This is a genomic window from Pseudomonas sp. SD17-1 (genome assembly GCF_029201585.1).
Classification (GTDB): domain Bacteria; phylum Pseudomonadota; class Gammaproteobacteria; order Pseudomonadales; family Pseudomonadaceae; genus Aquipseudomonas; species Aquipseudomonas palmensis.
Map to the genome: position 1 here is coordinate 1,497,675 of NZ_CP104044.1, position 24,406 is coordinate 1,522,080.

Here is a 24,406-nt window from a genome sequence, read left to right on the forward strand (position 1 = left end):
CTGATGAGCCGCCAGATGCGTGCGGGATTAGCCATGGCACAGCCCTACCCATCCGCCTAAGGCCCACCACAATTCTTGTGCAGCCATGAAGCCGAGTCCGGCGCAAAAGCCAAAGGCTACAACCATCATCGGGGCTGCCTGGGCCACGATGAACTTGGGTTTACTGGTCATGCTGCCTCCTGTTGAGACACGCTGAGTCCAACTGCAATCGGCCGGACCCAGATCGGCATGCTGCTGAGCATGAAGGTTTCACCCTGGGCGGCGAGGAGCAGGGTGGTGCCCATTACATCGGCTATGGCCTCGGCCGCGCCTGGTGGTACCGCATTGCCAATCCGCTCACGCCACGCCTGGTCACTGAGGCCGTCCAGTTCGAACTGCTCCTCTGGCTCAACCAGGCTTTGAATGGCTGCCAGCTCAAGAGTGGTGAACGGTCGGTGCCAGGTGCCGTCGAGGCTGGTGATGATGCAGGTCAGGCGATCATTGGCGGCAGGCACCCGTGGGTCGGCGACACTCCAGCGGCCGTTGTCCTGGCGAGCGCTCGCCGACACAGCCCCGGCCTGGCCATTCCAGTCGACCACACCGTAATGCCCGCCATGCAGGTACGCGTCTCCTTTCACTCGGCGCATACCAGGTCGTGGGTCTTGCACCGCGAACGCACCTTGCCCTGTGGTGCTGCCAGCAATCACCGTGCCGGCAGCGTTGTCGTACGGCGTAACCAGGTACTTGCCGAAGCCGCCGCCTGCGCGCCTAGGGTCGGCTACGCTGAACGTGCCTTGCCCGGGCGACTTCACACCAATCACCGCACCGCTGGTATCGCCCCAGCGCCGTACACCGTATTGCTGGTACTGCAGGGCGCCGGGCTTCGAACGCGGGTCTGCGATCGAGAACACGCCGTTGGTGGGGCTGGACCGGCCGGCGACTGTCCCGATCGATTTATCCCACTGGTTAACGCCCAGGTAACCTGAATAGGCTTCGGGCACGATGATGAGGTCGCGCAGGTACCCGTCCTCGATCTCCAGGTCATTGAGGCTACGCCAGTCCTTGCCGGCTTCGACTAGGGCAAGGCGCACCCAGGTCTTCCATTGCAGCGCCGGCACTCGATGCATCGGCCCGGCAGCTTCGACATCGCCGGCCAGCGGCATGCGCCCGAGAATGTCGCCCACGGCACGCAGGCTTTTGTGTTCAGGCTCGTACAGGAAGGGCGGTACCTTCTCGACATGGCGGGCGACCAGCAGGAAGCGCTTGCGGCTCTGTGCCAGCCCACCGATCACGCCGCAATCGTGGGTGGTCTCGGCCACGGCATAACCAAAGCTGGAAAGCAGGCTGTTGATCTGGTCGAGCAGGTGCCGACCTCGTGATGCCAGGCGCGGCACGTTCTCGAACACCAGCAGCGGTACCGGATCGTCGGCCCATGCCTCGCCGAACAGCCAGATGCAGCGTAGCGTCAGCTCGTTCAGTGCCTGGTACTTCGGTGTCAGGCTCATCTTCTCCGACAGCAGGCCGCTGGCCCCCTTGCACGGCGAGCTGATGAACACGGCATCGGGCCGCTGGCCACCTGCAGCACGGCGGATGTCTTCCGGCGTGGCTTCTCGCCAACCTAGTGGCGGCTCCTTCCCATGAAAGCGGGTGTACTGATCGCGAGTGAATAGGTCCAGCATGGTGCCCTTTACCCCGCTCAGTCGTTCGAAGTCCGCCAGCCCGGCCGGGTCCACGTCGACGCCGCCAATGCATTGCCACTCGGCCTGCAGGTTGCCCACGATGGGCTTGGACTTGTTGAAGCCCTTGGCTCCGCCGCCCAGGCCACAGCACAGGTGGAAGTGCTTCAGTACGTGCTTACGCATGAGTGCATTCCTTTGCTGTTGTAGTTGCTGGCGGTGCTTTCCTAAGCTCCGAATGGATGCGGCTGGCCAGCCCCAGCAGGCCTTGGCATTCGGCGTATGCGCGTGAACACCACGGCTCGGTGCCTTGCAGCTTTTGCCAGGTGTTGCGGGCAAGGCGCAGGGTTTCAGCAGCGTTTTTAAGGTGCTCGTAGTCGGCCTTCGTCACGGCGAGCCCTGTGTACGACATGATCCTGGCTTCAAGTTCTTCGATGTGGGCCAGCCGCTGACTCGTTGCCAGCAGGTGCGCCCGCTGTTCTGCCAGGCGTTCCTGGGCGATGGCGTCAATATCTGCGTTCAGGGCGGCGATCTGCCTGCCATGGTCGGCTTCCCGTTGTGCGAGCCCCGCGGCTAAGCCGCTTTCTTTTGCTCGACGGCAAGCTGCGTTGAACAGGAATGGCAGTGCCACCAGCGTGAACAGCCAGAGGGTGGCCAGGGCAAGGATGATTTGCTGTGGTTGCATGTGCTGTGCTCCAAAGTGTGCCCGCCGCAGGTGAAAGCCGTGGTGAGAGCGGCAGGGCGATTGCCCCTGTTGGCCGGGGCCGCCTTGTCATGCTGCTGACTGGGCTTGTGCGTCCAGGTAAGCAGCGAGTTCATGCAGGTAGATCACGTGCTCGGCGCGTACAGAGCGGTGCAGCTTGCTCAGCTTGAGTGGGATACGGCCGGCGTTGATCAGATTGCGCAGGTGCCGGTCCGTCTTGATGTGCGGGAAGTAGTGCTCCCGTACTGCGCTCAAGGTTGGGCATGGGGTGGTCCACTGGCGACGCAACTGGGCTAGCGTGTCGCTCATGCGCGCTCCCCGGTCCCCTCGGGGTAACGTTGCAACTTGCGGCTGATCAGCTCGGCCAGGTGCTCTTTGCTGCTGCCCATGGCTGCTGCGCACACTTCACCCAGCCCGTTCGTGACCACTGCGCCGAAGGGATGCACGGCCGATATGGTGGGTGTGATGTACGCAACCTGGCCGGGCTGTAGCACCGTGTCTACGTGGTCGAGTGCTTCCATCAGGGCAATGGCCCGTTGAGTACGTCCCGCCTCTGTACGCTCGTTGGCTACGTCCTGAATGAATTCGCGTAGGTGTAGGTGGTTGGCCCGGTCGCTGCGTGGAAGGGTCAGTGAGCCGCTCAGTTCGCGAAACGCTACCTTGATGTGCGCATGTTCATCGCTCAGCTCGACCTCAATCTCGGCGTCAAATTGCACGGCCGGTCGATAGAGAGGGCACGACGTGACGCCGCCCGCAGCAAGTACTTGGTGGAGCAGGTCTTGCTGGGCGAACGGGATGACGAAGGCATTCATGCTGCACCCCCCAGTTGATCGGTGACGGGGGTTACAGCTTGTGCGTAGCCTTTGGGCGTAGTGATGATCAGCCGCCCGATGCGTTGTTGAATTGCTTGTACGGTCAGGCGGCTGCTGCAAGCAGCGGGGTGCAGGAAGACCTGGCATTGCTGTGGTTTTGACATGGCTCGAATCTCTGTGGTGAGAGGATGGCGAGCCAGACAATACTCAAACGAATTTTTTCGGTCAATACCTAATCGAATAACGCAATGGTATTTCTAATGGATTAGAAAATTTCCAGTTTGGAGATGACGACCCCACAGATGGTCGCATCTTCTGGAAGCTCGATTATCGGATCAGGCCAGAGAGGGTTGAGTGGCTTTAAGAATTGGCGTCGCCCCTCAATCACCAATTGCTTGAAGGTGGCCTCTTGGCTGTCGGCCAGTTTGGCGATGATGAGTGAGCCGTTTTCGCATTCCTTAGCGGGGTCCACAAAAATGATGTCACCGTCTCGAAAGGATCGGCGTTCGTGGGGGTTGAACATGGAAAGGCCGCGTACTCGTAGGGCGTAAGTGGCTTGACTATGGGACACGGCACATGGAAGCCAAACCTCTGCATCCTGCAGGTCTTTGACGTCTTGTATCTCACACCAAGCGCCTGCCTGCACCCAAGATATCAATGGCACCAACCCCCTAATGCGCGGGCCGGGTTCAACATTTGAGGCTGCGTTTGGTGTGAAGGTGATTTCGGGAGGGGTGTTCGTTCCGTGCCAAAGCCAATTGCTGGTAACCCCCAAGACTTTGGCAATTTTTTCAACGTTCGCCTGGCGGGGGCTGGCTGATACCCCGGTAAGAATGCGGTGAACAGTTGGTTGAGGAACGCCAGCTCTGCGTGCCAGCTCAGCTTCTGATAGCTCAAGCTCTTTCATGCGCTGGGCAACTCGGTTTCCTATCACTTCGCAGTGCTCATATTCGTAAACGTATCAAAAGTGTATTGCCACGCTTAATACGCATGGGTATTATTCGGAAAATTCGAAAGCGTATTAGGTGGCGCAATGACCATTCAAAAAATGCTTCAGGGACTGATGGCGTTGGGGTTTTCCCAGCGTGCGATAGCTGATCGGGTCGGCACCACTCAGCCAACTATCTGTCGTGCGACAAAGGGGGCGACCGTCAGTTACGAGATTGGGAAGGCCATCGAAGTGTTCTACGAAGAGCAGCGAAAAGACGTGGGCACTCGTCCCGCGTGAAGGATGCCGAGCTGGGGCCTCTCACCACAAGATGATCCCCAGCTCAGCTATGACGGCGCATAGCGCCGCCGCAACCCGCCGTCCGGTCTTCTCACCACAAGACATACCGGACGACTCAATCAACGCACCGTGCCGCACAGCACGTTTAGCACAGCACATCGGTCGTGGTCGTAGGATAGGTCGTACCCAATCCTATGGCTACACCGTAAACAGGGGTTTTACGGTTATGAGTCGCACTGATCTGTTGCCGGGCGCTGGCCCGGTCCTTTCTTTGCGCCATGCGCTTTATCGCGCTGGGCGTGACTATTCAGGCGGCATCACCCGCCTGGCATTCGAAATGGTCGTCGAGAACGACGCCTTGCAAAAGAAGCTCAAGCATGACGAAGAGCGCCGTTGGCTGACTCCGGACGAGCTGGAAGATATGGTCCGGTTGACCGCCGACCCACGCCTGCTTGATGCCTTGGTCAGGCCGGCGGGTGCCGTCTGGTACCGCCCCATTCCCGTACCTGCCAGCCGTGAGGCACTGAAGGCTGTCGGCAAGCTGCTAGGTGAAGCGGGCGAGTTCGTGGCGAGCCTGCATAAAGGTGCCGCCGACAAGCACTGGGAGCTGCACGAAGTGCTGGACCTGGAAAAGCAGGGTGCCGATGTGATCCGCGAGGTGCTGGGCATCATGGCCGGTGCTCGTCAGGCGATGGAGGATCATATCGATGGCTGATGAAGCTGATATGGCCAATGACCAGGCCGACTACCTGCTGCAGCTCGCCCTTGGGCGCCGTACTCGCCTTTCGCAGCAGCCAAGCGCTCAGTTCTGCGCTGATTGCGATGAAGCTATTCCGTTGCCACGCCAACTGGCGGTGTCCGGCTGTGAGACTTGCATCAGTTGCCAGGACCTGCGGGAGCGGCGCCGATGAGTGAGCGCAACGGAATGCCAATGGCCGCATGGGCGCGGCGCTACATCGATACGTTTGGGCTCGCCCTGGTGCCGATTGAGCCTGGAGAGAAGGGCCCGAAAGGGCGCGGGTGGAACAAGCCGGGCGGTTACTACACCAGCCCTGAGGCTGCCGAAGTCTTCTGGCAGCAGTACCCCGCCCACAACCTCGGGGTTGTTCTCGGCCCCAGCCGGGTGTGCTCCCTTGACGTCGACGACGTGCAGTGGACGCGGTTCGTCCTGCAGGAGCAACTGGGGCTGGACCTCGACGCGCTAGCAGTTGCCTACCCGACAGTGGTGGGCAACCCGGCGCGTTTTCGCGTGATGTTCCGGGTACCTGACGGGATCGAGCTGACCCGTCATTCGTTGTCGTGGCCAAACGAGTCGGACCCTGACGGCTCGATCTTTCGCGGCTTCATGGCTGAGGCCAAGGTGGCGAAGCAGGCCGGTGATGTAGCGGCCGAGGCGACTGCTAAAGCTGCTGCTGAGCCTTACAAGCCTTTTACGGTGCTTGAGCTGCGCGCTGGCCTGGTGCAGGACTTGCTGCCTCCTTCGATCCACCCCGGTACTGGCAAACCGTATGTTTGGCGTACGCCACCGAGCCCTGGCGGCTTGCCCGATCTGCCGGTCGAGTTACTCACGATCTGGCAGGGATGGGACGCCTTCAAACGCGGGGCTCTGTCGATCTGTCCCTGGGCGCCGAAGGCGACCAAGCCGGCGACTACTGCGCCGAAGCGTGCACCAACTGGTGGCCCGCAACTGCCCAAGGTGATCGATGAGTTCAACCGGTGCCATGACCTTGAGGCGCTGATTGCCAATCATGGCTACACCAAGCACGGTGGCAAATGGTTGTGTCCCCAGAGCAGCAGTGGGCTGCCGGGCGTGACGATCACGGAGGGGAAGTTGTACTCGCATCACAGTACCGACCCCCTGGCCAACGGGCACAAGAACGATGCGTTTGACGTGTACTGCATTCTTGAGCACGGCGGCGACACCTCGGCCGCCACGAAGGCGGCTGCGCGGCTACTTGGCATCGACAAACCCAGCCGGGCGCCAGAGCCCCCGCCGCAGGGCGAGCTTCCCCCGACCCCATCTGTACAGAATGCCCCAGGCGCGGCCGGCTCCTCAGCCTCCGGGGGAGTGGGGGAGGCTGCTGCCATGGCCCTGGATGAAGTACGCCGCCGATTCGCCCTGGTCGAGGGCACCACGCATGTCTGGGATATGGACAAAGCGCGGGTGATGAAAAAGTCAGGGTTCGAAGCGCTGATCGGCAAGGCATTGGCGAAGGAGTGGATGGAGCTTGCCGACAAGCGCCTTACATCTGCCGACCAGGTGCAAGAGATCGAGCAACTGCGCCGCATGACCACCAAGAAAGGTGGCGCCCTTGGGCTCGCCCCCATCGACAGGTACGTCTACATCGACGGCACCAAGGACGTATGGGACCGTGAAAAGAAGCGCCGTATTGCCGAAGGGGCCACCAAGATGGCCCTGGGCGATGCGTATGCCCTGTGGTTGAACAGCCCGAATCGGCGCGTGGTCGACGTCGACAACATCGTGTTCGATCCGACCATGACCAAAGACCCGAACACCTACATCAACACCTTTGAAGGGCTGCCGCTTGAGCCGGCGCGCAATGACGCGGCTTGCGAGAACCTGCGATGGCTTATCTCGTTCCTGTGCAACTACGAAAAGGACGCCATGGAGTGGCTGGTTCGTTGGTTGGCCTACCCGCTGCAGCACCTTGGCGCCAAGATGGACACGGCTGTGCTGATGCACTCCATCATGGAGGGCTCCGGCAAGAGCCTGCTGTTCGCCGACGCCATGGGTGAGCTGTACGGGCAGTACGCAGCCACAGTCGGGCAGACTCAGTTGGAAGGCTCGTTCAATGCCTGGCAGAGCCGCAAGCTCTGGGCAGTGTTTGAGGAAGTTGTCAGCCGCGATCAGCGTTACAACCAGGTGGGCAAGATCAAACACCTGGTGACGGGCAAGACGGTGCGCATGGAATCCAAGTTCATCAATGGCTGGGAGGAAGCCAACCACATGAACGCGGTGTTCCTCAGCAACGAGATTCTGCCCTGGCCAATCAGTGAGAGTGACCGCCGCATGCTGGTCATGTGGCCGATGGAGACGCTGCCTGTCGAGCGGCAGAAGGCCATTGGCGCCGAGTTGAAAAACGGTGGTGTGGCCGCGTTGTACGCCTGGTTGCTGAGCGTTGACCTGGGCGACTTCAATGAGCGCACACGCCCGCCGAGCACACCGGCGCGTGAGCGGCTGGTGGCTTTGAGTCGGGCGGCATGGCAGACATTCATGCACTTGTGGCGTTGCGGCGACCTTGGTCGCGGGTTGTGGGGCTGCTGCATGACCTCGGACTTGTATGCGTTGTTCTTGGAGTGGTGTCAGCGCAACAAGGAACATTCGATGAGTCAGACCAAGTTCTCTCTGTTCATCAGCTCGGTGGTCGAAAAGACGCGGCCGATCCCTTGGACCGATGGCAGCAACCGGCGATTCGCGGCGTTCTTTTTCCCCGATGACCCTGATGCTTCCCTGCCCCCAACGTTATCGGCGGCCGAGCTGGGCAGTACCGTCAAATTCTGGCGTTCCAAGGCGAAACTCGCTGGCTGGAACGTGGACAGCTGGGATCATGTTAAGGTGTTGGCAGCATGAGAAAAACACAGGTTGTGGTGGGTGTGTTGGGTTGGTGTCGGGTATGTGTTGGCAGGTCGACACACCTCGAACCCGCGAATTACGCGGCCTATCGGGGGGAGTGGTGGGTGTGTTGGGTTTTTTCTCGCGCACGCGCGGGCGCGTATTTTCTTAAGGTTACTAATCAGCAGAAAGGTAATTCCTATGCGAGCACTGAAAAACCCAACAAACCCAACACACTAAACACAACTTCTTTTAGTGCCCTGTATTCATTGGTTTTTTCTTGTGTTGGGTTTGTGTTGGGTGCCCCTGTTTTGTGTTGGGTACGGTTTTCGGGGGAGGTTGCCCCGTGCTGAAGGACGTTGATGGCCTGTTGCAGCATTGGGCGGAGCAGCGCAACCAGCTCGGCCTTGGCGCCGGCTTGGGCAGCCAGATGGGCAGCATCATGGAATGGAAGGGCAACGCACCGCGTGGCACCCCTGGCACGCGAATCCTGGTTGGTGGTGCGGGACTGGATCACATTGCGGCAGAGGTCGACGCGGCCCTGGCCGAGCTGGATCGGCGGGATGCACGCGGCAAGGTACTCGCCCACCTTGCGCACTGCCGTTACCTGCACGCGCTGAGCATCCGTGAGCAGATGCAGGAAGTGGGATTGGCTGAGGGTGCTGAGCGTACCTACTTCAACTGGGTCAAGGCGCTGCACCTTCAGGTGATGCGTATCCTGCTGGTGCGGGCTGCCCCCGAGCGCACCCATACCGTTCGTCGAGTTGGTATGCGCTCAACTGGTGCCAAAGTTGCGTCGAAGTAGCGTCGAAGCGAATGACCGAAAATTGCCTCTTTTCGGTCTTTCAGTCCGAGGGTAAAAAGTCACCACGATCTGCAAATTGCGCTTCGGCGCTTCCCCAAGCACTGTGCTGTGCAAGCCCGCACCGAGCAATCGGCGCACCGAGAACCCTGCCATCCGGCGGGGTTTTCTTTTTCCGGAGCCGTGCTTTCTACCGATGAGGCCAGCATGACCAATGAGCAACAAGCGTTAATCGAAATGCCGCTATGGATGGTGATCGTACTGTCTCTGCTTGGTGGTGTATCAGGTGAGATGTGGAGGGCTGACAAGGCGGGCGCTCGTGGCTGGGGGTTGGTGCGGCGCATCGCGCTGCGCTCGGGCGCCTGCATCGTGTGCGGGCTCTCGACCAACATGCTGATGTATTCGATGGGTGTGTCGATCTGGGCGTCAGCGGCTGTCGGTTGTTTGACCGCAATGGCCGGTGCTGATGTTGCCATCGGTCTATACGAACGCTGGGCCGCCAAGCGTTTGGGCGTATGTGATGTGAGCCCGACCAACAATGGCCAAGGTCAGTGATCGACGCGGCAGCAGCGCATCCCGTGGTTACGGCCACCGCTGGCGGCAATCTCGGGATGCGTTCCTGGCGCTGAACCCGTTCTGTTCGATGTGCTCCACCGACGTCCGCCCCGTGCCGGCGTCGCTGGTCGACCACAAGACCCCACCCCGGTTGATGGATGCCAAGGCATCAGGCGAGCCGGACCGGATCAAGGCTGCATGGAAGTTGTTCTGGGATCAGGGCAACTGGCAGCCACTCTGCAAGCTTTGCCACGACTCGACCAAACAGCGGCTTGAACGAAGCGGCCGTCTGGCGGGTTGCACGGCAACCGGCATTCCCCTCGATCCCAACCACCATTGGAATCGCCGCTGATCTGGCGCGCTGGGCCATTTGCCCAGGCGGGCAGGGGTAGGGGGGGTGAAAAACATTTTTCCGACCCTCTTCTTGACCGCTTGCCCCCCTCTCTTCGCAAAGACGGGAAATATGGAGGAGGGGGGGTATCAGACTAGGAGGTAGTCCCATGGCTGGGAATGGAAATTCCGGGCGCCCGCCGTTGCCGGCGGCCGTGCATGTGCTCAACGGCAACCGAAGCAAAAGGAACTTGGGCAGCTTGATCGACGCGGTGAAGGATCCGGTTGTTCCGGTGAATGCACCGCCAATGCCGGAGTTCCTGGCCGGTGAAGCGGTTGCTGAGTGGGAGCGCCTGGTGCCGGCGCTGATTGCACTGGGCTGGGTGTCGAACCTGGACCTGATGGCGCTGGCGTCCTACTGCCAGGCCTACGCCGATTGGGTCCGGTTTCAGCGGCTGATCGCCACGCGCAACAGCGAATCTCTCGATGGCCTGGGCGGCGAAGTCCAGACCTTCAAGACCGGTGCCCAGCAGACCCATGTGCTGCGGCAACTGGCCAACGATGCCGAGAAGCGTGCCAACGCGGCAGCGGCCCAGTTCGGTTTGTCGCCATTGGCACGCCGCAACATGAGGGCGTCGGCGGCCCCGCAAGGTGAGTTATTCCCAAATGACCAACGAGACGCAGCTGCCCAGTATTTCAACTGAATGCCGAGTAAAGGCATTCGCCGATGCCGTCCTGGGCGGCAAGCTTGTTGCCGGGCCGAACGTCCGCAACGCTGCACGGCGGCATCTGCGGGATCTGGAAGAAGGTGGTGCCAGAGGGTTGATCTGGAACGCAGACGCCGCTGCCCGGGCCATCGGCTTTTTCGAAGACGTGCTGTGTTTGAACGGCGGTGACTATGAAGGTCTGCCGTTCATCCTGGCGCCATGGCAGGCATTCGTCGTCGGCAGCTTGTTCGGCTGGTACAGCGATGATGGCTACCGCCGCTTTCGGATGGCCTATATCGAAACGGCAAAGGGCTCGGGCAAGTCGCCTTTGGTGGCGGGTATCGGTCTGTACGGCCTTGTTTCTGACGGTGAGCAGCGTGCCGAGATTTACGCGGCAGCGACCAAAAAGGACCAGGCTCAGATCCTGTTCCGTGATGCGGTGAGTATGGTGAACATGTCCAGCCACCTGGCTAGTCGATTGGTCCAGTCGGGCCGCGACGAAAAGGTCTGGAACCTGTTCTACCCGAACACCAACAGCTTCTTCCGGCCGATCAGTTCGGATGAAGGCCAATCGGGCCCGCGACCGCACATCGCGTTGATCGATGAGCTGCACGAGCACAAGAACGCTAGCGCCGTGAACATGATGCGTGCCGGTACCAAGTTCCGGCGGCGCGCCTTGATCGCAATGATCACCAACAGCGGGTCAGACAAGAAGTCGACCTGCGGTCAGTACCATGACCACGGTGTGCGGGTGTGTGCAGGGCAAGAGGAAAACGAAGCGTTCTTCGCCTTCATCTGCTCGTTGGATGAGGGCGAAGACCCGTTCAAGGATGAGGCCTGTTGGCCAAAAGTGAACCCTTCGCTGGACTTCATCCTGGAGGGCCAGACAGACGGCATTCCGGGCCGCAAGTATTTGCGCGAGCAGGTGCAGGAAGCACGGGGCCTGCCCGCCAAGGAAGCGGTGGTGCGCCGCCTCAACTTCTGCGAATGGACGCAGGCCACGTCGCCCTGGTTGTCCTGGGAGATCTGGAGCCAGGCCGCTGACCGTGTGCGCATGAAGGTGTTGCGCGAGCGGGCTTGTGTGGGAGGGCTCGACCTGTCCAGTACCACCGACCTCACGGCTTTTGTCCTGATGTTCAGCCCGGTCCCCCACGACCCGCACTGGCGTTCCCTGTCGTACTTCTGGATCCCCGACGACGATCTACTGGGGCGGGAGAAGCGCGACAAGGTGCCCTATGCGTTGTGGATCAAGGACAAGCACCTTGAGACCACGCCGGGGCGGGCTATCAGCAAACTGCATGTGCTGCGGCGCATGCGCACCATCTGCGACTTTTTCGACGTGCGCCGCATCGGCTATGACCGCTGGCGTATCGAAGACCTGTTGCAACTGATGAGTGAACACGACATTGCGCTGCCGGAGCTGATGCCGTTCGGTCAGGGCTTCAAGGACATGGGCCCGGCCGTGGACGAGTTCGAACGCCGCTTGCTGGGTCGCAAGGTCGAGGACGCGGACGTAATCGATCTTGGGCCCGAGGATTACGAGGTGCTGGAGGCGCCCGCCGAGGCCGAGGAGGTGGTGGAGACACTGCTGCACGACGACAACCCGGTCATGACCTGGTGCGCGGGCAACGCTGTGATCGTCTCGGACCCGGCCAACAACCGCAAGGTCGACAAATCCAAAGCCATCGGCCGCATCGACGGCATTGTTGCGGCGCTTATCGCGGTCGGTATCAGTGGTGCCATCGGTGCCGAGAGTGGTGAATCTGTCTACGACAAAGGGGTCGGCATATGAAACTGTTGTACCTATCCTGGCTCGCCGGCCTGCTGGGCTTCGCCCTGCTGGTCACCGGCGTGATCCTGGTATCACTGCCCGCTGGCTTGATGGTTGCCGGGGGTGGTTTGCTTTTCTGGTCGTGGCTTGCTGACCGCGCTTCTGCGGTGCAGGCCACGGCCGGGGAGGGTTGAGCATGTTCTTTTCCAGCGTCCGTGCTTCTGGCGCGGGCACCCTCACCAACCCGGACAGCGGGTTTTGGCGCGGGTTGATCGGCCGTGGTCGCAGCTCGTCGGGCGCGCCAGTGACCCCGGAAAGTGCACTTGGCCTGCCCATCCTGCAGAACTGCCTGACCCTGTTGGCCGAGACGGTGGCCCAACTGCCGCTGGAGCTGTACCGGCGGCAGGACAAGGGCCAGCGTGAACCGGCGATCAACCATCCAGCGTATGACGTGCTGCGCTACGCGCCCAACGGCTTTCAGACGCCTTTCGAGTTTCGTGAGCGGCAACAGGGCGCTGCCGGGTTGCGTGGCAACTCGTTCAGCTTCATCGACCGACGGGATGACGGCAACATCACAGCACTGTGGGCGTTGCACAACGACCAGGTGCAGGTGCTCAAAGGCGCCGACATGTTGCCTTGCTACCGTATTGCCGGCGGTGATGTGGTGCCAATGCGCATGGTTCACCACGTCCGTTGGTTCGGTACCAACCCCTACGTGGGGTTGTCGCCGATTGAGCTGCACGCGGATGCGGTCGGGTTGGCTCAAGCCGTGCGCCAGTACACGGGCAAAAGCTTCGCCAACGGTGTCGCGGTGTCCGGTGTGATCGAACGCCCCCGCGAAGCACCGGCCATCAAGGATCAGGGCAGCATCGACAAGATCGTCGATCAATGGGGCCAGAAGTTCGGCGGCATGGACAACGCCAAGAAGGTCGCGCTGCTGCAGGAGGGCATGACGTTCAAGCCGGTATCCATGAGCAACGTCGATGCCGAGATTGTGGGCATCCTCAAGTTGACGGGTACCGACATTGCCCGGATCTACAAGATCCCCCTGCCGATGGTCAACGACCTGGAGAAGTCCAACTACAACACGCTTGAGCAACTGATGATTCAGTTCGTGATCTTCGCGTTGCTGCCGTGGGTCAAGCGGCATGAGCAGGCGATGATGCGCGACTTCCTGCTGCCTTCGGACCGGCGCGAATACTTCATCGAGTTCAACCTTTCCGGGTTGCTGCGCGGTGACCAGAAAAGTCGGTATGAGGCCTACGCCATCGGGCGCCAGTGGGGCTGGTTGAGCGTCAACGATATTCGCCGGCTCGAGAACATGCCGCCCGTACCTGGTGGTGATATCTACCTGCAGCCGCTGAACATGGTCGATGCCGGCAAAACGCCTCCCGACCTCAACAATCCACAAGTGCGGGCGCAGCTGGAGCTGCAGCACGCCGAAATCGAAAGGATGCTGGCCCAATGAGTCGAACGTACCTGCGGGCGTCCAGCCTGCTGTTCAATCAACCCCTGCTGGTGACCCCGGACATGCTCGACCTGGGCATGCGCTGGGCCAACCAGGCGATGAGCCTGAACATCGTCAACCTCGGCGGCGGTGCGGCCGAGCTGTGGAAAGACGACCCGATTGATCGCGTGGCGCTGGCAGATGAACAGCGCCGCACGGCGATTGCCCAGACCGGCATTGAGATTGTGCCGGTGAGCGGGGTGCTGGTCAGCCGGGGTAGCCACCTGAGCATGTGCGAGACGATGACCAGTTACGAAGGGCTGCGCAGCCAACTGCAGCGCGCTGTGGCTGACCCGACGGTGGAGCGCATCGTGCTCGACATCGACAGCCCAGGTGGCTCAGCGGTAGGCGCCTTCGAACTGGCCGCCGACATTCGGGCAATGACTCAGCAGAAGCCTATCACCGGGCTGGTCAACTTCATGGCCTACAGCGGCGGCTACCTGCTCGGTTCTGCCTGCAGCGAGCTGGTTGTCAGCCAGACCAGCGGAGTCGGGTCCATCGGGGTGATTGCCAGCCATATGGACCGCTCCAAGATGCAGGAGGACAAGGGTGTCAAGGTGACCACGGTGTTCGCCGGGGCGCACAAAAACGACCTGTCGCCACATGAACCACTGACCGAACAGTCGCTGCGCTTCCTCAACGAGCTGGTGCAGGAGAGCTATCAGATGTTTGTCAGTGCAGTGGCTGACTATCGCGGCCTTTCAGTACAGCAGGTCATTGCCACCGAGGCTGGTCTTTTCCGAGGTCAGACGGCGATCAACGTCGGCTTGGCCGACCGCCTGCAGAGCCCACAGCATGCAGTCGATGAGCTTTCACGCGCTGTTGCGCTGAACCGCGCAACGAGGCAGCCCGGCCGCATCGGCCTGCGCGCTGCAGCGCTGAGTATGCAAACCCTTAATTGACCGCTTTCGCGGTAGCAGTCGACCCGCCCAGTGCGGGTTTTTTTATGCCCAGGAGGCACCATGTCCCTTGTACTTCAAATGCGTAACGACCGCGCCCAACTGGTTGCCCAGGTCCAGGCGCTTGCCCAGATCGAAGCGGGCGGCGGTAGCCTGACTGCCGAGCAGCTGAGCCAGTTCACCACCCTGGAAACCCAGATCAATGAGTTGACTGCCAAGATCGGCCGCGCAGAGTCGGCGGAACAACTGGCGGCCGCGAGCGCGGTACCGGTCAACGAGTCTGCCCAGGGTGTTACCGGTCCGCCTCAAGGCCGAGTCTCCGGCCCATTCAGCGAAAAATCCAAACCCGGTACCGGCATGGCGCAGATGGCGCGCCTGCTGGCCGCTGCCCAAGGCAACCAGCAGACGGCTGCCCAGATGGCCAAGGAGGGCGGTTTCCCGGCAGATGTCCACATGGCGCTGAGCGTCGTGACACCAGGTGCTGGTGGGGTTCTGGTGCCGCAGAACTTCGCCACCGACGTAATCGAGTCGCTGCGACCGGTATCCATTGTCCGCAAGATGGGCGTTACCAGCCTGCCGCTGAACAATGGCAACCTCACCCAGCCGCGTATCACCGGCAACACCGTAGTGACGTACATCGGCAGCGACAGTGATATCCCGATCACCGGTATGACGTTCAGTGACACCAAGCTGTCGGCGAAGAAGGCCGCCGCCATCGTGCCGATCTCCAACGATCTGTTGGCCATGAGCGGGGTTAACCCGCGTATCGATGGGTTAGTGCTCAACGACCTGACCGTCAGCATGGGCTTGTCGGAGGATCTGCACTTCATTCGCGCCGACGGTTCCGGCTCGCTGCCCAAAGGCATGCGTCACTGGGCGTTGCCTTACAACATCCTGCCGGCCCCGGCTGTGGATGGCCTGACCCTGGAAAAGATTGATCTGTTCCTGGGCGGCATGATGCTGCGCCTGGAAACGGCGAACGTAATGATGAAGTCGTGCGGCTGGTTGATGGCGCCGCGTGTACTGCGTTGGTTGCAATCGTTGCGTGACGGCAACGGGAACCGGGCTTATGCGGAGATTGATACCGGCATGCTCAAGGGCTACCCAGTGGGTCTGAGCAACCAGATCCCGGTGAACCTGGGCGCCGACGGCAACGAGACCGAAATCTACTTCGTCAACTTCGCGGATTGCATGATCGGCGAAGACATGGACTTGACCCTGAGCTTCAGCAACGAGGCTTCCTACAAGGACTCCAATGGCGATCTGGTCAGTGCTTTCCAGCGCGACCAGACGCTGCTGCGCGTGATCGCCAAGCACGACTTCGGCCCGCGTCACGTCGAGAGCATCGTGGTAGCGGTCGCCGTGAAATGGGGCGCAGGCATGTAATCCCTGGCCCCGGATGGTCCGGGGCCACTCAACTGGATGGAAGGTTATGGCACAGGTAATTGTTGAGTTCACCGGGTCTTGGCGCGGTTATGGCAAAGGTGAAGTGGCTGGCTTCGAAGAGGATCTGGCGCAGTCGCTGGTCGATGGTGGCCGTGCTCAGCTGTACGAAGGCAAAAAGTCGGGCAAGTCGGGAGGCGGAAAGGGCAAGGGGGTCGCAGCGACCAAGGCGCCTGCCCAGCCCGGCCCGTTGGCAGGCTCCCTGCCTAATACGGATGCTGACGGTGATGATGAGAATGACGACGAAGACAAGCCCTGATCATGGCGCGTCGCATCGCCTACACGGGGGCGCCCGTGCTGACGTTGGACCAGGTGGCATTTCAGTGCCGACTTGAACCCGAAGATCTGCAGCCCGAGCTGATCGACCTGATCATCATCCCCGGCGTGACTGCGCAAGCCGAGTCAAAGACGGGCGCCGCTATCCGTGGCGCCTTGTACGAAGAGGACTGGCCCAGTCAGTTTCCTTCGGGGCATGCACTGGATGTGGGGCAGGCCACCGAGATCGAATCGGTGCACTTGCTGGCTGCCACCGGTGCGGTTGAGCTGTACACCGGCCCTGTGCAGGTTCACCAGGGCGGGCGCGAGAGCTATCTGATCTTCCCTGATGGTCGGCCTGCAGGTCCGCTGCGCATCCGGTACCGGGCCGGGGTTGATCTTGACGCTTACCCCGGTGTTCGCAGTTGGCTGTTGATGGCAGCCGAAACGGCCTATACCCATCGCGGCATGCTCGTTGTGGGGCAGGCGCTTACTGAGCTGCCGTCGACCTTTCTGGATCATCTGCTGGCTGAGGTCAGCGTGCCCCCGAGGTTCTAGCCATGGCACTGAGAGAACCATCTGCCGGTGAGTTGAACCGGCGTATCACCATACGTCTACGCTCCGATTTGCCTGCCCCAGACAATGGCATCGACTCGGTTTTCACGGATGAAAAACGCCGCTGGGCCAGCATTGTCCCTGTGGGGGCCGCTGCCTACAGCGCCAGTGTGCAGCTCGAAGCGAAGGTCACGCACCGTATTACGCTGCGATTCCTTGACGGCATCACGGACGATCACGAAGTCGTGCACGGCTCCAAGCTCTACCGGGTCCGGCGTGTCGCGGATCTGAATGGCACGCATCGTTTCACGGTGCTTGAGGTCGAGGAGTTGGGGCACGTGCGGGCAGGAGGTGGCGTGTATGGCTAACAGCGCCTCTCTCGATGGCTACGTGCATTTTGAAGGCTTCGATAGCTTTGAGCGCGATGCCTTCGACCGCAAGAAGATCCGTGCTGGCATGCGCAAGGCAGGTCGGCTGGTCATGCAGAAGGCCCAAATGAACCTCGCCCTGGGCGGTGGCCGGGATGGCTACCCGGTGAGTCGCACCGGCGCCACGCTCGATTCCATCAAGGCCAAAGTATCGCGCTCCGGCTTTCTGGTCCGAGTGGCCCCGACCAAGACCGGTGCAATGAAGGCCTACTACCCCGCCTATCTGCATTACGGCGTAAAGCAGGGGCGGCGCCTCGGGAAGCTGGCCCCGGGCGCGGGAGTCGGGAAGTCGAATCGTCGGGCGAAGGGCGTTCGCGCTCAAGCGCTCGCTGCCCGGGCTTCTGGCGAGTGGCGTATCACGCCGCGTGACAACTACATGGCGGATGCGCTGCAGGACTCAAGTTCACAGGTGCAGCGCCTGCTGGCGGTGGCCTTCGCTGACGCATTGAGTTAACCCCTACACACGGAAACCACGATGAGACTGAATGTGATCGTCGCGCATCTGCGTACCTGGTGCCCTGTCTTTGGGGGCAGGATTGCCGCAGGGATCGATTGGGACGCCGTCGCGACCAGCTCCAACCTGAAACACCCGTCGGCGTATGTCATCGCCTCTGATGATGAGGCCGAACCCAACGATCTGAGAACTGGTATCCGTCAGGTTATCTCTGACGGTTTCGACGTCATTGTCGTGCTCGACACGTCGGACGAGCGCGGCCAGGAGGCTGTGCACGACCTGCACGTTTTAAGGGCTGATCTCTGGCGTGCGCTGGTGGGGTGGAAGCCTGAGCCTGAGTACGACCAGGTCACCTATGGCGGTGGTGCACTGATTTTCATCAGCAGGGCTCGGGTGGTCTACCGCTACAGCTTCAGTGCCGAGTTCCAGTTGGGACGCAGCAACGACAGCGACCCGGCTGAAACATGGTACGAGCACGAAGTGGACGGCCTGCCCGCTCTGCAGGGGCTCGATATCTCGTTCGACTTCATCGACCCCCTGGTCGACCGCAACGTCGCGCAGTCGGGCCCTGACGGCCGTGTCGAATTCAAAACCCGAGAGGATCTACCTCAATGACCCTGATTCACCTGAAACCGGCCCCGGGGCGTGTTTGCCCGATGCCGGAGAAGGGCGGCGAGCTGCTGCCCGACGAAGGGGCCAAGGTGCCCCATAACGCCTGGTGGCAGCGCCGCCTGGCTGATGGCGACGCGGTTGTCGTCGAACCCAAAAAAGCGAGGGTGACCAAGCCATGAGCATCGGTTTCAGCAACATTCCGTCCGACCTGCGCGTGCCGCTGTTCTACGCCGAGGTCGATAACTCGATGGCCAACAGCAATGCCGGCGCCGCGCTGCGCCGGCTGCTGGTGGGCCAGGTCAACGACGGTGTAGACAGCGAAGAGGTCGGCAACCTGGTGCTGGTGTCGCGCCAGGCCGAAGCCACCGCCATCGGCGGTACCGGCTCGATGCTGGCCGCGATGTACGAGAAACACCGCGCCATCGATATCGCCGGCGAGGTCTGGTGTCTGCCGCTGCAGGTGACCGAAGGCACGGCGGCCACGGCTACCGTTACCGTAACGGGCACACCGTCGGCGGCCGGCCTGGTCAATCTGTACGTGGCTGGCAAGCGCGTGCGTACCACCGTCACCCTGGGTATGTCAGCCGAGGCGGTGGCCACCGCTGTCGCGGCCAGCATCAATGCCGCGCTCGATCTGCCGGTCACGGCGACCGTGGAGGCGGGCGTGGTGACCTTGCTGGCCAAGTTCAAAGGCGACCTGGGCAACGACATTCGTGTCGAGCTGAACCGCCTGGGCCGCACCAACGGGGAGGAAACCCCGGCCGGGCTGACGCTGGTGGCGTCCGTGATGACGGGCGGCGTTGGCAGCCCCGACATGGCCGCCGCGCTGGCCGCCCTGGGTGATGAGCCTTTCGAGTTCATCACCCAGCCCTGGAGCGACGTGGCGACCCTGGACGCCTGGAAAGTCACCATGGAAGACACGGCCGGCCGCTGGTCCTGGGCCAAGCAACTCTATGGCCATGTGTACACCGCCAAGCGCGGCACCCTGGGCGAGCTGGTGGCGGCCGGTCGGGCGCGCAATGACCCGCACATGACGATTCACGGGTTCGAGCGCGGCGTTCCCCAGCCGGTCTGGGAGATCGCCGCGCAGTACGCCGCACGCACCGCCGTGTTCATCAGCGCCGACCCAGCCCGGCCGACGCAAACCGGCACGCTGCCCGGCATCGATCCGGCGCCGGCCAGCAGCCGCTTCATGCTCACCGAGCGGCAATCGTTGCTGATGAACGGCATTGCCACGGCGTACTACGAGGGCGGCAGCTACCGCATTCAGCGGGGTATCACCACCTACCAGCGCAATGCGTTTGGCCAGGCGGATGACTCTTACCTGGACAGCGAGCCGCTGCACCAGTCTGCGTATGTGATCCGCAACCTGCAAAGCCGTATCACCAGCAAATACGGGCGCAGCAAGCTGGCCAACGACGGGACCAGCTTCGGCGCCGGCGCGGCCATCGTCACGCCGATTGTGATCCGGGGCGAACTGATCGCGGCGTATGGCGAGCTGGAGCGCGCCGGCATCGTCGAGAACATCGAGGCGTTCAAGGAGCACCTGGTGGTCGAGCGTGACGCGACCAACCCGAACCGGCTGAACGTGCTGTTCCCGCCGGATCTGGTCAACCAGTTGCGCGTGTTCGCGCTGCTGTACCAGTTCCGCCTGCAGTACCCCGACGCGGCGTAACCCGCATCAATCCACCCCGGCCCGCCTAGTGCGGGCTTTTTCATGGGAGCCCTTTTATGGGTCAGAAAGTCGCAGGTACCTGCTACGTCAAGGTCGATGGCGAGCAACTAGTACTCACGGGCGGCGTCGAGGCGCCGCTGTCCAAGGTCAAGCGCGAAACCGTTGTTACTGGCTATTTCAAGGAGGAAGACCGTGCCCCGTTCGTCAAGCTTGATGCAGTGATGACGCCGGGTTTCCCCATCACCAAACTGACCAACGGCATCAACATGACCGTGACAGTCGAGTTCAAGACCGGGCGCAGCTATGTGCTGTCCGGCGCGTACCTGGTCGACGACGTGAACGTCACCGGTGACGACGGCAAGGTTTCACTCAATTTCGAAGGCATCGCAGGGGACTGGCAATAATGAGCACCACTACTCACACGTTGAGCGCACCGATTCAGGCACACGGCGAAACGCTGAACGAACTGACGCTGCGCCGCCCCACCACCCAGGAAGTACGCGCTATCAAGATGCTTCCCTATGTCCTGGGCGAATCCAATCAACCGGTTGCTGAGGTGGAAGTGGCGGCCAAGTACATCGCTGTGTGCGCCGGTATCCCGCCGGGCTCGGTCAACCAGCTGGACCTGTCCGACCTGAACACCCTGGTGTGGATGGTGATCGGTTTTTTCCTTACTCCGGCGACGAAGGCCCCCGATTCCGAAGCCCCGAGCACCTGACCGAGCTGGCCTACGACCTGGCCTGGTACTGGAAAACCAGCCCGGAGCAGGTCAAGGAATGGCCGCTCGACGTGCTGTTCGAAAGTGAGGAAAACGCCTGGCGGATTCAAGCGTTAGCGGGGGGCAGCAATGGCGGATAAGTTCCAGCTCAAGGCGCTGATTACCGGCGTTGACAAGCTGTCGCCGGTGATGACCGGTGTACGCAAAAACGCGGCGATGCTGCGCAAGCAGTTGAACAGCTCGGGCTTGGGCAAGATCACGTTCATGGATGCAGTGCAAGGGGGGGCCATCGCGGCCCCCTTTGTCATGGGCGTTCAGGCGGCGATGAAGTTTGAAAGCGCAATGGCCGACGTGAAGAAGGTCGTTAACTTCGACACGCCCGAGCAGTTCAAGGCGATGAGCAATGACGTGCTCGACTTGTCCGAGCGGCTGCCGATGGCGGCCGATGGCATCGCACAAATCGTCGCAGCAGGTGGACAGTCGGGCATTGCCCGGGAGGAACTGAACAAGTTCGCCGAAGACGCGGTAAAGATGGGCGTGGCGTTCGACCAGACCGCCGCGCAGTCCGGGGAAATGATGGCCAAGTGGCGCACCGCGTTTCACATGAGCCAAGACGAAGTGGTCACCCTGGCCGACAAGATCAACTACCTGGGCAACACTGGTGCGGCCAGCACGGCGCAAATCTCGGCCATCGTGACCGCCATCGGCCCGCTGGGCGAGGTGGCGGGGGTCAACGCCGGGCAACTGGCGGCGATGGGCTCGGCATTGGCTGGGGTGGGTATCGCCCAGGACGTGGCCGCGACGGGTATCAAGAACTTCATGCTCACGATGACCGCCGGCAACGCGGCCACCAAGTCGCAGCGCGAGGCCTACAAGGCGTTGCGTCTGGACGCGAACGAAATCGCCCAGGGCATGCAGACCGACAGCGAAGGGACCATGACCCGCGTACTCAAGACGCTGGCCAAGGTCGATAAGGCCAAGCAGGCGGCGGTGCTCACCAGCCTGTTCGGCAAGGAATCGGTAGGGGCCATCGCGCCGTTGCTGACGAACCTGGACACGCTGCAGAAGAACTTCAGGTCAGTGGGCAAGGAAGGCGACTTTGCCGGGTCGATGCAGGACGAGTACACGGCCCGGGCGGCTACCACGGAAAACGGCCTGCAACTGCTGCAGAACCGGGTAACCCGCTTGGGTATCACAGTCGGTACGGCGCTGTTGCCGCCGTTCAACGACTTCATGGCCACGGTGGGGCCGATCATCAGCAACGTGACCGAGCTGGCCGGCGCACACCCGTGGCTGATCAAGGGCATTCTCGGCGCCGCTGTGGGCTTTACGGTGCTGCGCCTGGCCACGGCCGCCGCAACCGGCGCGCTCACGCTGATGAACGCGGTGGCCAGCATGAGCCCCATTGGCTTGGTTGTGCGGGGTATCGCCTTGGCCGCCGGCCTTTTGATCGGCAACTGGTCAACGGTGGGGCCGTACTTCGCCAAGGTCTGGGACATGGTGAAGGGCCCGGCGATGGCCGTATGGGGCTGGATGAAACAGGCTTTCAGCTGGACCCCGCTCGGCATGATCGTCGCCAACTGGGGGCCGATCACTGAGTTCTTCGGCGCGGTGTGGGAACTGATCAAAGCCCTTTCGGTGCCGTTCCTGGACTTCATGAAAACCCTGTTCGACTGGTCGCCGCTGGGCATCATCCTCAAGCACTGGGAGCCGATTACCGGATTCTTTAAAGGCCTGTGGGACAAGCTCAAACCGATCATTGAGCCGATGATGAAGTTCCTTGGCTTCAGCTCGGACGGTGACGGTGTGGTCAAGGGCGCGACCGATAAGGTCAACGCCTGGACCGAGGAGCAGAAGGCGCGTAACGAACAGGCCGAGGCGAACAAGGGTCGGCTGGTTAAGCCGATTGCGCCGATGCCCCAGCTGCTGCCCGAGGCGACGACGGTGGCCAGCATGATGCGTTCGCCGGCGAATGATGGGCGGGTGCCGTTGATGGCCGTGCCGTCGGTACCGACCAGCGCGGTGCAGTCTGCAGCGGCCGCGCAGTCGCTGGCCAAGCCGGCCGCTGTGCCGGTGACGACCAAGGCCGAAGCGCTGGCCCGGGACGCGGCGCGTGGTCGGCCGCTGCCTGGGGCAACCCCGGGCGGCAGCCTGCCAACGGCGCGCGGTTCGCTGGTTCAGCAAACAGCCGCGGCTTCGAAAACCGAGCTGCAGGGCTCGATGGTCGTGCGCTTCGACAATGCCCCGCCGGGCATGGTCGTCAACCCAGCGCAAACCAACCAGCCCGGGCTATCGGTCACGCCGAGCGTGGGTTATCGCTCACTGGGGAGAACGTGATAAATGTCGGGAACATGGCGGGAGAAGCGGCAACCGGCATCATTTCGTGGGGTGCCGTTCTTTGTCGAGAGTGATTCAACGCCGGTCGGCCGGCGCACGCAGTTGCATGAATACCCCCAGCGCGATAAGCCGCTGGTGGAAGACATGGGCGCGAAGACTCGGGTAGTCCAGATGACGGCGTTTGTCGTCGGCGAAGATTGCCTGTTTCAACGTGACAACCTGCTGCATGCGCTGAACCAACCGGGCTCTGGCGAGCTGGTGCACCCGTGGTTCGGGCGCATGACGGTCACCCCGGGCGAGGCCTGCGACGTGTCGCACGAACGCCGCGAGGGCGGCCTGGTGCGCTTTGAACTGGAGTTCATCGAAGCCGGCGAGAAGGGCTACCCGGTCGGGGTGCCCAACCCGGCCAGCCAGCTGGAAGACGATTCGGAAAGCCTGCTTGAGTCGGCCATTGCTCGCTACAAGGCAGCAATGGCCGTGGTCAACAAGGCCCGGCTGGCCGTGGTGGCCCTGCAGAACGGGATTGCCGGCATTCAGATGGCCATCCAGCGCGAGCTGGGCCAAGTGCTGGGGTTGGTGTCGTCGGTCGAGGTGCTGGCCGACATGCTGATCAACGCCCCGGGCAACTTCGCGGCGATGATTCGCGCCCAGTTCGCCAGTGTCGGCGGTAGCAACCGGTCGTCTGGCTACCGCTGGGGCCCCTCTGGGGGCGGTTCGGGCGCAACCGGGGTCGAGGCTGACCCGGAGTTTGCGCGCACCGTGGCGCGTCTTACAGGCACCGAACCGGGATTCAGCAGCTTTGTGTCGGCGTCACGCGACATTACCAACCAAATCGAACTTGCCCAGGGTTTGAACGGCGAGCTGCTGGACAGTGCTGCAGCCGTCAATCCTGACGGTGGCCTGGCCACGGCTGCCGTGGTACAGGCGGCGCGCGAGTTGATGCGTGACGCGCTGATCGTGCAGGCCTTGCGCGTTGCCGCGTCGATGCCTGTTGTGTCGGCGCCGGCGGCGCTGCCCGGGGTACCGGGTCTAGTGCAGCAGGTGTCGGCGCCGATTGATCGGCCGCAGGTGCCGGTTGCGGCGGACGTGATCGCGCTGCGCGAGGCAATCAGCGATGCGCTGTGGTCGGCATCGCTGGTGGCCACGCATGAGCACTTCCAACTGCTGGAGGCAGTGCGCAAGCGCGTCCGGGATCACCTGACAGCCGTGGCCGGCGCCGGTGTGCGCCTGGTCGAGGTTGAGCGCAAAGAAAGCCTGCCGGCGGTGGTGCTGGCTTATCAGTTGTTCGCTGACGCATCCCGCGCCGGCGAAATCGTTACCCGTAACAAAGTGAAGCACCCCGGGTTTCTGCCGGCCGGGGTGCTGCAGGTCGCCCAGGAGTAACCC

30 protein-coding genes are annotated in these 24,406 nt (G+C 62.0%); 24 read left to right on the plus strand and 6 right to left on the minus strand.

The features are described from left to right. Positions 1-27 precede the first annotated feature (27 nt). From N0B28_RS06750 to N0B28_RS06775, 6 genes are all read right to left on the minus strand, one after another. Positions 28-171, minus strand: coding sequence for a hypothetical protein (locus N0B28_RS06750; protein ID WP_210014607.1), 144 nt, complete (start codon positions 169-171; stop codon positions 28-30). After that, positions 168-1,841, minus strand: a complete 1,674-nt coding sequence (locus tag N0B28_RS06755) for a DNA cytosine methyltransferase (RefSeq protein ID WP_275731032.1) — start codon at positions 1,839-1,841, stop codon at positions 168-170. The genes N0B28_RS06750 and N0B28_RS06755 overlap by 4 nt, the downstream gene beginning before the upstream one ends. Next, positions 1,834-2,340, minus strand: coding sequence for a hypothetical protein (locus N0B28_RS06760; RefSeq protein WP_275731035.1), 507 nt, complete (start codon positions 2,338-2,340; stop codon positions 1,834-1,836). Before N0B28_RS06760 ends, N0B28_RS06755 begins: the two co-directional genes overlap by 8 nt. Positions 2,341-2,427: 87 nt before the next feature. Continuing rightward, the gene (locus N0B28_RS06765) at positions 2,428-2,667 is read right to left on the minus strand and encodes a pyocin activator PrtN family protein (RefSeq protein WP_275731038.1); all 240 of its coding nucleotides are present in this window, start codon (positions 2,665-2,667) and stop codon (positions 2,428-2,430) included. Continuing rightward, complete coding sequence (locus tag N0B28_RS06770; protein ID WP_275731040.1) at positions 2,664-3,170, minus strand: hypothetical protein; 507 nt, start codon at positions 3,168-3,170, stop codon at positions 2,664-2,666. The genes N0B28_RS06765 and N0B28_RS06770 overlap by 4 nt, the downstream gene beginning before the upstream one ends. Positions 3,171-3,435: 265 nt before the next feature. Further along, entirely contained in the window at positions 3,436-4,077 is a 642-nt protein-coding gene (locus tag N0B28_RS06775) for a S24 family peptidase (protein ID WP_275731043.1), read from the minus strand. 126 nt (positions 4,078-4,203) lie between these two features. On the opposite strand from N0B28_RS06775, the gene N0B28_RS06780 reads away from it, so the two are divergent. The 24 genes from N0B28_RS06780 to N0B28_RS06895 all read left to right on the plus strand — a co-directional run bounded on the left by N0B28_RS06780 (position 4,204) and on the right by N0B28_RS06895 (position 24,403). Then, on the plus strand, positions 4,204-4,398 hold the full coding sequence (locus N0B28_RS06780) for a hypothetical protein (protein ID WP_275731046.1): 195 nt from the start codon (positions 4,204-4,206) through the stop codon (positions 4,396-4,398). 226 nt (positions 4,399-4,624) lie between these two features. Continuing rightward, complete coding sequence (locus N0B28_RS06785) at positions 4,625-5,113, plus strand: phage regulatory CII family protein (RefSeq protein ID WP_043863292.1); 489 nt, start codon at positions 4,625-4,627, stop codon at positions 5,111-5,113. Then, on the plus strand, positions 5,106-5,309 hold the full coding sequence (locus tag N0B28_RS06790) for a TraR/DksA C4-type zinc finger protein (protein WP_104571813.1): 204 nt from the start codon (positions 5,106-5,108) through the stop codon (positions 5,307-5,309). Before N0B28_RS06785 ends, N0B28_RS06790 begins: the two co-directional genes overlap by 8 nt. Continuing rightward, on the plus strand, positions 5,306-7,990 hold the full coding sequence (locus tag N0B28_RS06795; protein WP_275731049.1) for a DUF5906 domain-containing protein: 2,685 nt from the start codon (positions 5,306-5,308) through the stop codon (positions 7,988-7,990). The genes N0B28_RS06790 and N0B28_RS06795 overlap by 4 nt, the downstream gene beginning before the upstream one ends. A gap of 328 nt (positions 7,991-8,318) precedes the next feature. Further along, positions 8,319-8,777, plus strand: coding sequence for a hypothetical protein (locus N0B28_RS06800; RefSeq protein WP_275731052.1), 459 nt, complete (start codon positions 8,319-8,321; stop codon positions 8,775-8,777). 204 nt (positions 8,778-8,981) lie between these two features. Then, positions 8,982-9,329: a phage holin family protein gene (locus N0B28_RS06805; RefSeq protein WP_043863295.1), complete on the plus strand. Its 348-nt coding sequence runs from the start codon at positions 8,982-8,984 to the stop codon at positions 9,327-9,329. Beyond that, on the plus strand, positions 9,313-9,681 hold the full coding sequence (locus N0B28_RS06810; protein WP_275731054.1) for an HNH endonuclease: 369 nt from the start codon (positions 9,313-9,315) through the stop codon (positions 9,679-9,681). The genes N0B28_RS06805 and N0B28_RS06810 overlap by 17 nt, the downstream gene beginning before the upstream one ends. Before the next feature lie 148 nt (positions 9,682-9,829). Continuing rightward, the gene (locus N0B28_RS06815; RefSeq protein ID WP_275731057.1) at positions 9,830-10,363 is read left to right on the plus strand and encodes a phage terminase small subunit P27 family; all 534 of its coding nucleotides are present in this window, start codon (positions 9,830-9,832) and stop codon (positions 10,361-10,363) included. Continuing rightward, complete coding sequence (locus tag N0B28_RS06820) at positions 10,326-12,158, plus strand: terminase large subunit (protein ID WP_275731059.1); 1,833 nt, start codon at positions 10,326-10,328, stop codon at positions 12,156-12,158. The genes N0B28_RS06815 and N0B28_RS06820 overlap by 38 nt, the downstream gene beginning before the upstream one ends. Next, the gene (locus N0B28_RS06825; RefSeq protein ID WP_275731061.1) at positions 12,155-12,331 is read left to right on the plus strand and encodes a hypothetical protein; all 177 of its coding nucleotides are present in this window, start codon (positions 12,155-12,157) and stop codon (positions 12,329-12,331) included. The genes N0B28_RS06820 and N0B28_RS06825 overlap by 4 nt, the downstream gene beginning before the upstream one ends. 2 nt (positions 12,332-12,333) lie before the next feature. Next, entirely contained in the window at positions 12,334-13,605 is a 1,272-nt protein-coding gene (locus N0B28_RS06830; protein ID WP_217975420.1) for a phage portal protein, read from the plus strand. Then, positions 13,602-14,546 carry a S49 family peptidase gene (locus N0B28_RS06835; RefSeq protein ID WP_275731067.1) on the plus strand — a complete coding sequence of 315 codons (945 nt, stop codon included), beginning with the start codon at positions 13,602-13,604 and terminating at the stop codon, positions 14,544-14,546. Before N0B28_RS06830 ends, N0B28_RS06835 begins: the two co-directional genes overlap by 4 nt. Before the next feature lie 60 nt (positions 14,547-14,606). Then, positions 14,607-15,929, plus strand: a complete 1,323-nt coding sequence (locus tag N0B28_RS06840) for a phage major capsid protein (RefSeq protein WP_275731070.1) — start codon at positions 14,607-14,609, stop codon at positions 15,927-15,929. A 46-nt stretch (positions 15,930-15,975) separates the two neighbouring features. Next, on the plus strand, positions 15,976-16,245 hold the full coding sequence (locus N0B28_RS06845) for a hypothetical protein (protein WP_275731073.1): 270 nt from the start codon (positions 15,976-15,978) through the stop codon (positions 16,243-16,245). A gap of 2 nt (positions 16,246-16,247) precedes the next feature. Continuing rightward, positions 16,248-16,799 (plus strand): hypothetical protein, encoded by a 552-nt coding sequence (locus tag N0B28_RS06850; RefSeq protein ID WP_275731076.1) that lies wholly within the window; start codon positions 16,248-16,250, stop codon positions 16,797-16,799. A 2-nt stretch (positions 16,800-16,801) separates the two neighbouring features. After that, positions 16,802-17,164 carry a phage head closure protein gene (locus tag N0B28_RS06855; RefSeq protein WP_275731079.1) on the plus strand — a complete coding sequence of 121 codons (363 nt, stop codon included), beginning with the start codon at positions 16,802-16,804 and terminating at the stop codon, positions 17,162-17,164. After that, positions 17,157-17,678 (plus strand): hypothetical protein, encoded by a 522-nt coding sequence (locus N0B28_RS06860; protein ID WP_275731082.1) that lies wholly within the window; start codon positions 17,157-17,159, stop codon positions 17,676-17,678. Before N0B28_RS06855 ends, N0B28_RS06860 begins: the two co-directional genes overlap by 8 nt. Before the next feature lie 21 nt (positions 17,679-17,699). Further along, positions 17,700-18,293 carry a hypothetical protein gene (locus tag N0B28_RS06865; protein WP_275731085.1) on the plus strand — a complete coding sequence of 198 codons (594 nt, stop codon included), beginning with the start codon at positions 17,700-17,702 and terminating at the stop codon, positions 18,291-18,293. Next, positions 18,290-18,469, plus strand: a complete 180-nt coding sequence (locus tag N0B28_RS06870) for a DUF2635 domain-containing protein (protein WP_275731087.1) — start codon at positions 18,290-18,292, stop codon at positions 18,467-18,469. The genes N0B28_RS06865 and N0B28_RS06870 overlap by 4 nt, the downstream gene beginning before the upstream one ends. Further along, entirely contained in the window at positions 18,466-19,965 is a 1,500-nt protein-coding gene (locus N0B28_RS06875; protein ID WP_275731090.1) for a phage tail sheath subtilisin-like domain-containing protein, read from the plus strand. The genes N0B28_RS06870 and N0B28_RS06875 overlap by 4 nt, the downstream gene beginning before the upstream one ends. A 56-nt stretch (positions 19,966-20,021) precedes the next feature. Further along, the gene (locus tag N0B28_RS06880) at positions 20,022-20,369 is read left to right on the plus strand and encodes a phage tail tube protein (protein WP_275731092.1); all 348 of its coding nucleotides are present in this window, start codon (positions 20,022-20,024) and stop codon (positions 20,367-20,369) included. After that, a complete protein-coding gene (locus N0B28_RS06885) occupies positions 20,369-20,683 on the plus strand; it encodes a phage tail assembly protein (RefSeq protein ID WP_043863309.1) in 315 nt (104 codons plus the stop codon). Before N0B28_RS06880 ends, N0B28_RS06885 begins: the two co-directional genes overlap by 1 nt. A gap of 216 nt (positions 20,684-20,899) precedes the next feature. Beyond that, positions 20,900-23,020, plus strand: a complete 2,121-nt coding sequence (locus tag N0B28_RS06890) for a phage tail tape measure protein (RefSeq protein ID WP_275731126.1) — start codon at positions 20,900-20,902, stop codon at positions 23,018-23,020. 3 nt (positions 23,021-23,023) lie between these two features. Then, positions 23,024-24,403 (plus strand): DNA circularization N-terminal domain-containing protein, encoded by a 1,380-nt coding sequence (locus tag N0B28_RS06895; RefSeq protein ID WP_275731127.1) that lies wholly within the window; start codon positions 23,024-23,026, stop codon positions 24,401-24,403. Positions 24,404-24,406 lie beyond the last annotated feature (3 nt).

Bases quoted from the DNA above. Each gene is read 5' to 3' on its own strand.
- N0B28_RS06750 (WP_210014607.1), bottom strand. From the start codon at position 171: ATGACCAGTAAACCCAAGTTCATCGTGGCCCAGGCAGCCCCGATGATG.
- N0B28_RS06755 (WP_275731032.1), bottom strand. From the start codon at position 1,841: ATGCGTAAGCACGTACTGAAGCACTTCCACCTGTGCTGTGGCCTGGGC.
- N0B28_RS06760 (WP_275731035.1), bottom strand. From the start codon at position 2,340: ATGCAACCACAGCAAATCATCCTTGCCCTGGCCACCCTCTGGCTGTTC.
- N0B28_RS06765 (WP_275731038.1), bottom strand. From the start codon at position 2,667: ATGAGCGACACGCTAGCCCAGTTGCGTCGCCAGTGGACCACCCCATGC.
- N0B28_RS06770 (WP_275731040.1), bottom strand. From the start codon at position 3,170: ATGAATGCCTTCGTCATCCCGTTCGCCCAGCAAGACCTGCTCCACCAA.
- N0B28_RS06775 (WP_275731043.1), bottom strand. From the start codon at position 4,077: ATGAAAGAGCTTGAGCTATCAGAAGCTGAGCTGGCACGCAGAGCTGGC.
- N0B28_RS06780 (WP_275731046.1), top strand. From the start codon at position 4,204: ATGACCATTCAAAAAATGCTTCAGGGACTGATGGCGTTGGGGTTTTCC.
- N0B28_RS06785 (WP_043863292.1), top strand. From the start codon at position 4,625: ATGAGTCGCACTGATCTGTTGCCGGGCGCTGGCCCGGTCCTTTCTTTG.
- N0B28_RS06790 (WP_104571813.1), top strand. From the start codon at position 5,106: ATGGCTGATGAAGCTGATATGGCCAATGACCAGGCCGACTACCTGCTG.
- N0B28_RS06795 (WP_275731049.1), top strand. From the start codon at position 5,306: ATGAGTGAGCGCAACGGAATGCCAATGGCCGCATGGGCGCGGCGCTAC.
- N0B28_RS06805 (WP_043863295.1), top strand. From the start codon at position 8,982: ATGACCAATGAGCAACAAGCGTTAATCGAAATGCCGCTATGGATGGTG.
- N0B28_RS06810 (WP_275731054.1), top strand. From the start codon at position 9,313: ATGGCCAAGGTCAGTGATCGACGCGGCAGCAGCGCATCCCGTGGTTAC.
- N0B28_RS06815 (WP_275731057.1), top strand. From the start codon at position 9,830: ATGGCTGGGAATGGAAATTCCGGGCGCCCGCCGTTGCCGGCGGCCGTG.
- N0B28_RS06820 (WP_275731059.1), top strand. From the start codon at position 10,326: ATGACCAACGAGACGCAGCTGCCCAGTATTTCAACTGAATGCCGAGTA.
- N0B28_RS06825 (WP_275731061.1), top strand. From the start codon at position 12,155: ATGAAACTGTTGTACCTATCCTGGCTCGCCGGCCTGCTGGGCTTCGCC.
- N0B28_RS06830 (WP_217975420.1), top strand. From the start codon at position 12,334: ATGTTCTTTTCCAGCGTCCGTGCTTCTGGCGCGGGCACCCTCACCAAC.
- N0B28_RS06835 (WP_275731067.1), top strand. From the start codon at position 13,602: ATGAGTCGAACGTACCTGCGGGCGTCCAGCCTGCTGTTCAATCAACCC.
- N0B28_RS06840 (WP_275731070.1), top strand. From the start codon at position 14,607: ATGTCCCTTGTACTTCAAATGCGTAACGACCGCGCCCAACTGGTTGCC.
- N0B28_RS06845 (WP_275731073.1), top strand. From the start codon at position 15,976: ATGGCACAGGTAATTGTTGAGTTCACCGGGTCTTGGCGCGGTTATGGC.
- N0B28_RS06850 (WP_275731076.1), top strand. From the start codon at position 16,248: ATGGCGCGTCGCATCGCCTACACGGGGGCGCCCGTGCTGACGTTGGAC.
- N0B28_RS06855 (WP_275731079.1), top strand. From the start codon at position 16,802: ATGGCACTGAGAGAACCATCTGCCGGTGAGTTGAACCGGCGTATCACC.
- N0B28_RS06860 (WP_275731082.1), top strand. From the start codon at position 17,157: ATGGCTAACAGCGCCTCTCTCGATGGCTACGTGCATTTTGAAGGCTTC.
- N0B28_RS06865 (WP_275731085.1), top strand. From the start codon at position 17,700: ATGAGACTGAATGTGATCGTCGCGCATCTGCGTACCTGGTGCCCTGTC.
- N0B28_RS06870 (WP_275731087.1), top strand. From the start codon at position 18,290: ATGACCCTGATTCACCTGAAACCGGCCCCGGGGCGTGTTTGCCCGATG.
- N0B28_RS06875 (WP_275731090.1), top strand. From the start codon at position 18,466: ATGAGCATCGGTTTCAGCAACATTCCGTCCGACCTGCGCGTGCCGCTG.
- N0B28_RS06880 (WP_275731092.1), top strand. From the start codon at position 20,022: ATGGGTCAGAAAGTCGCAGGTACCTGCTACGTCAAGGTCGATGGCGAG.
- N0B28_RS06885 (WP_043863309.1), top strand. From the start codon at position 20,369: ATGAGCACCACTACTCACACGTTGAGCGCACCGATTCAGGCACACGGC.
- N0B28_RS06890 (WP_275731126.1), top strand. From the start codon at position 20,900: ATGCTGCGCAAGCAGTTGAACAGCTCGGGCTTGGGCAAGATCACGTTC.
- N0B28_RS06895 (WP_275731127.1), top strand. From the start codon at position 23,024: ATGTCGGGAACATGGCGGGAGAAGCGGCAACCGGCATCATTTCGTGGG.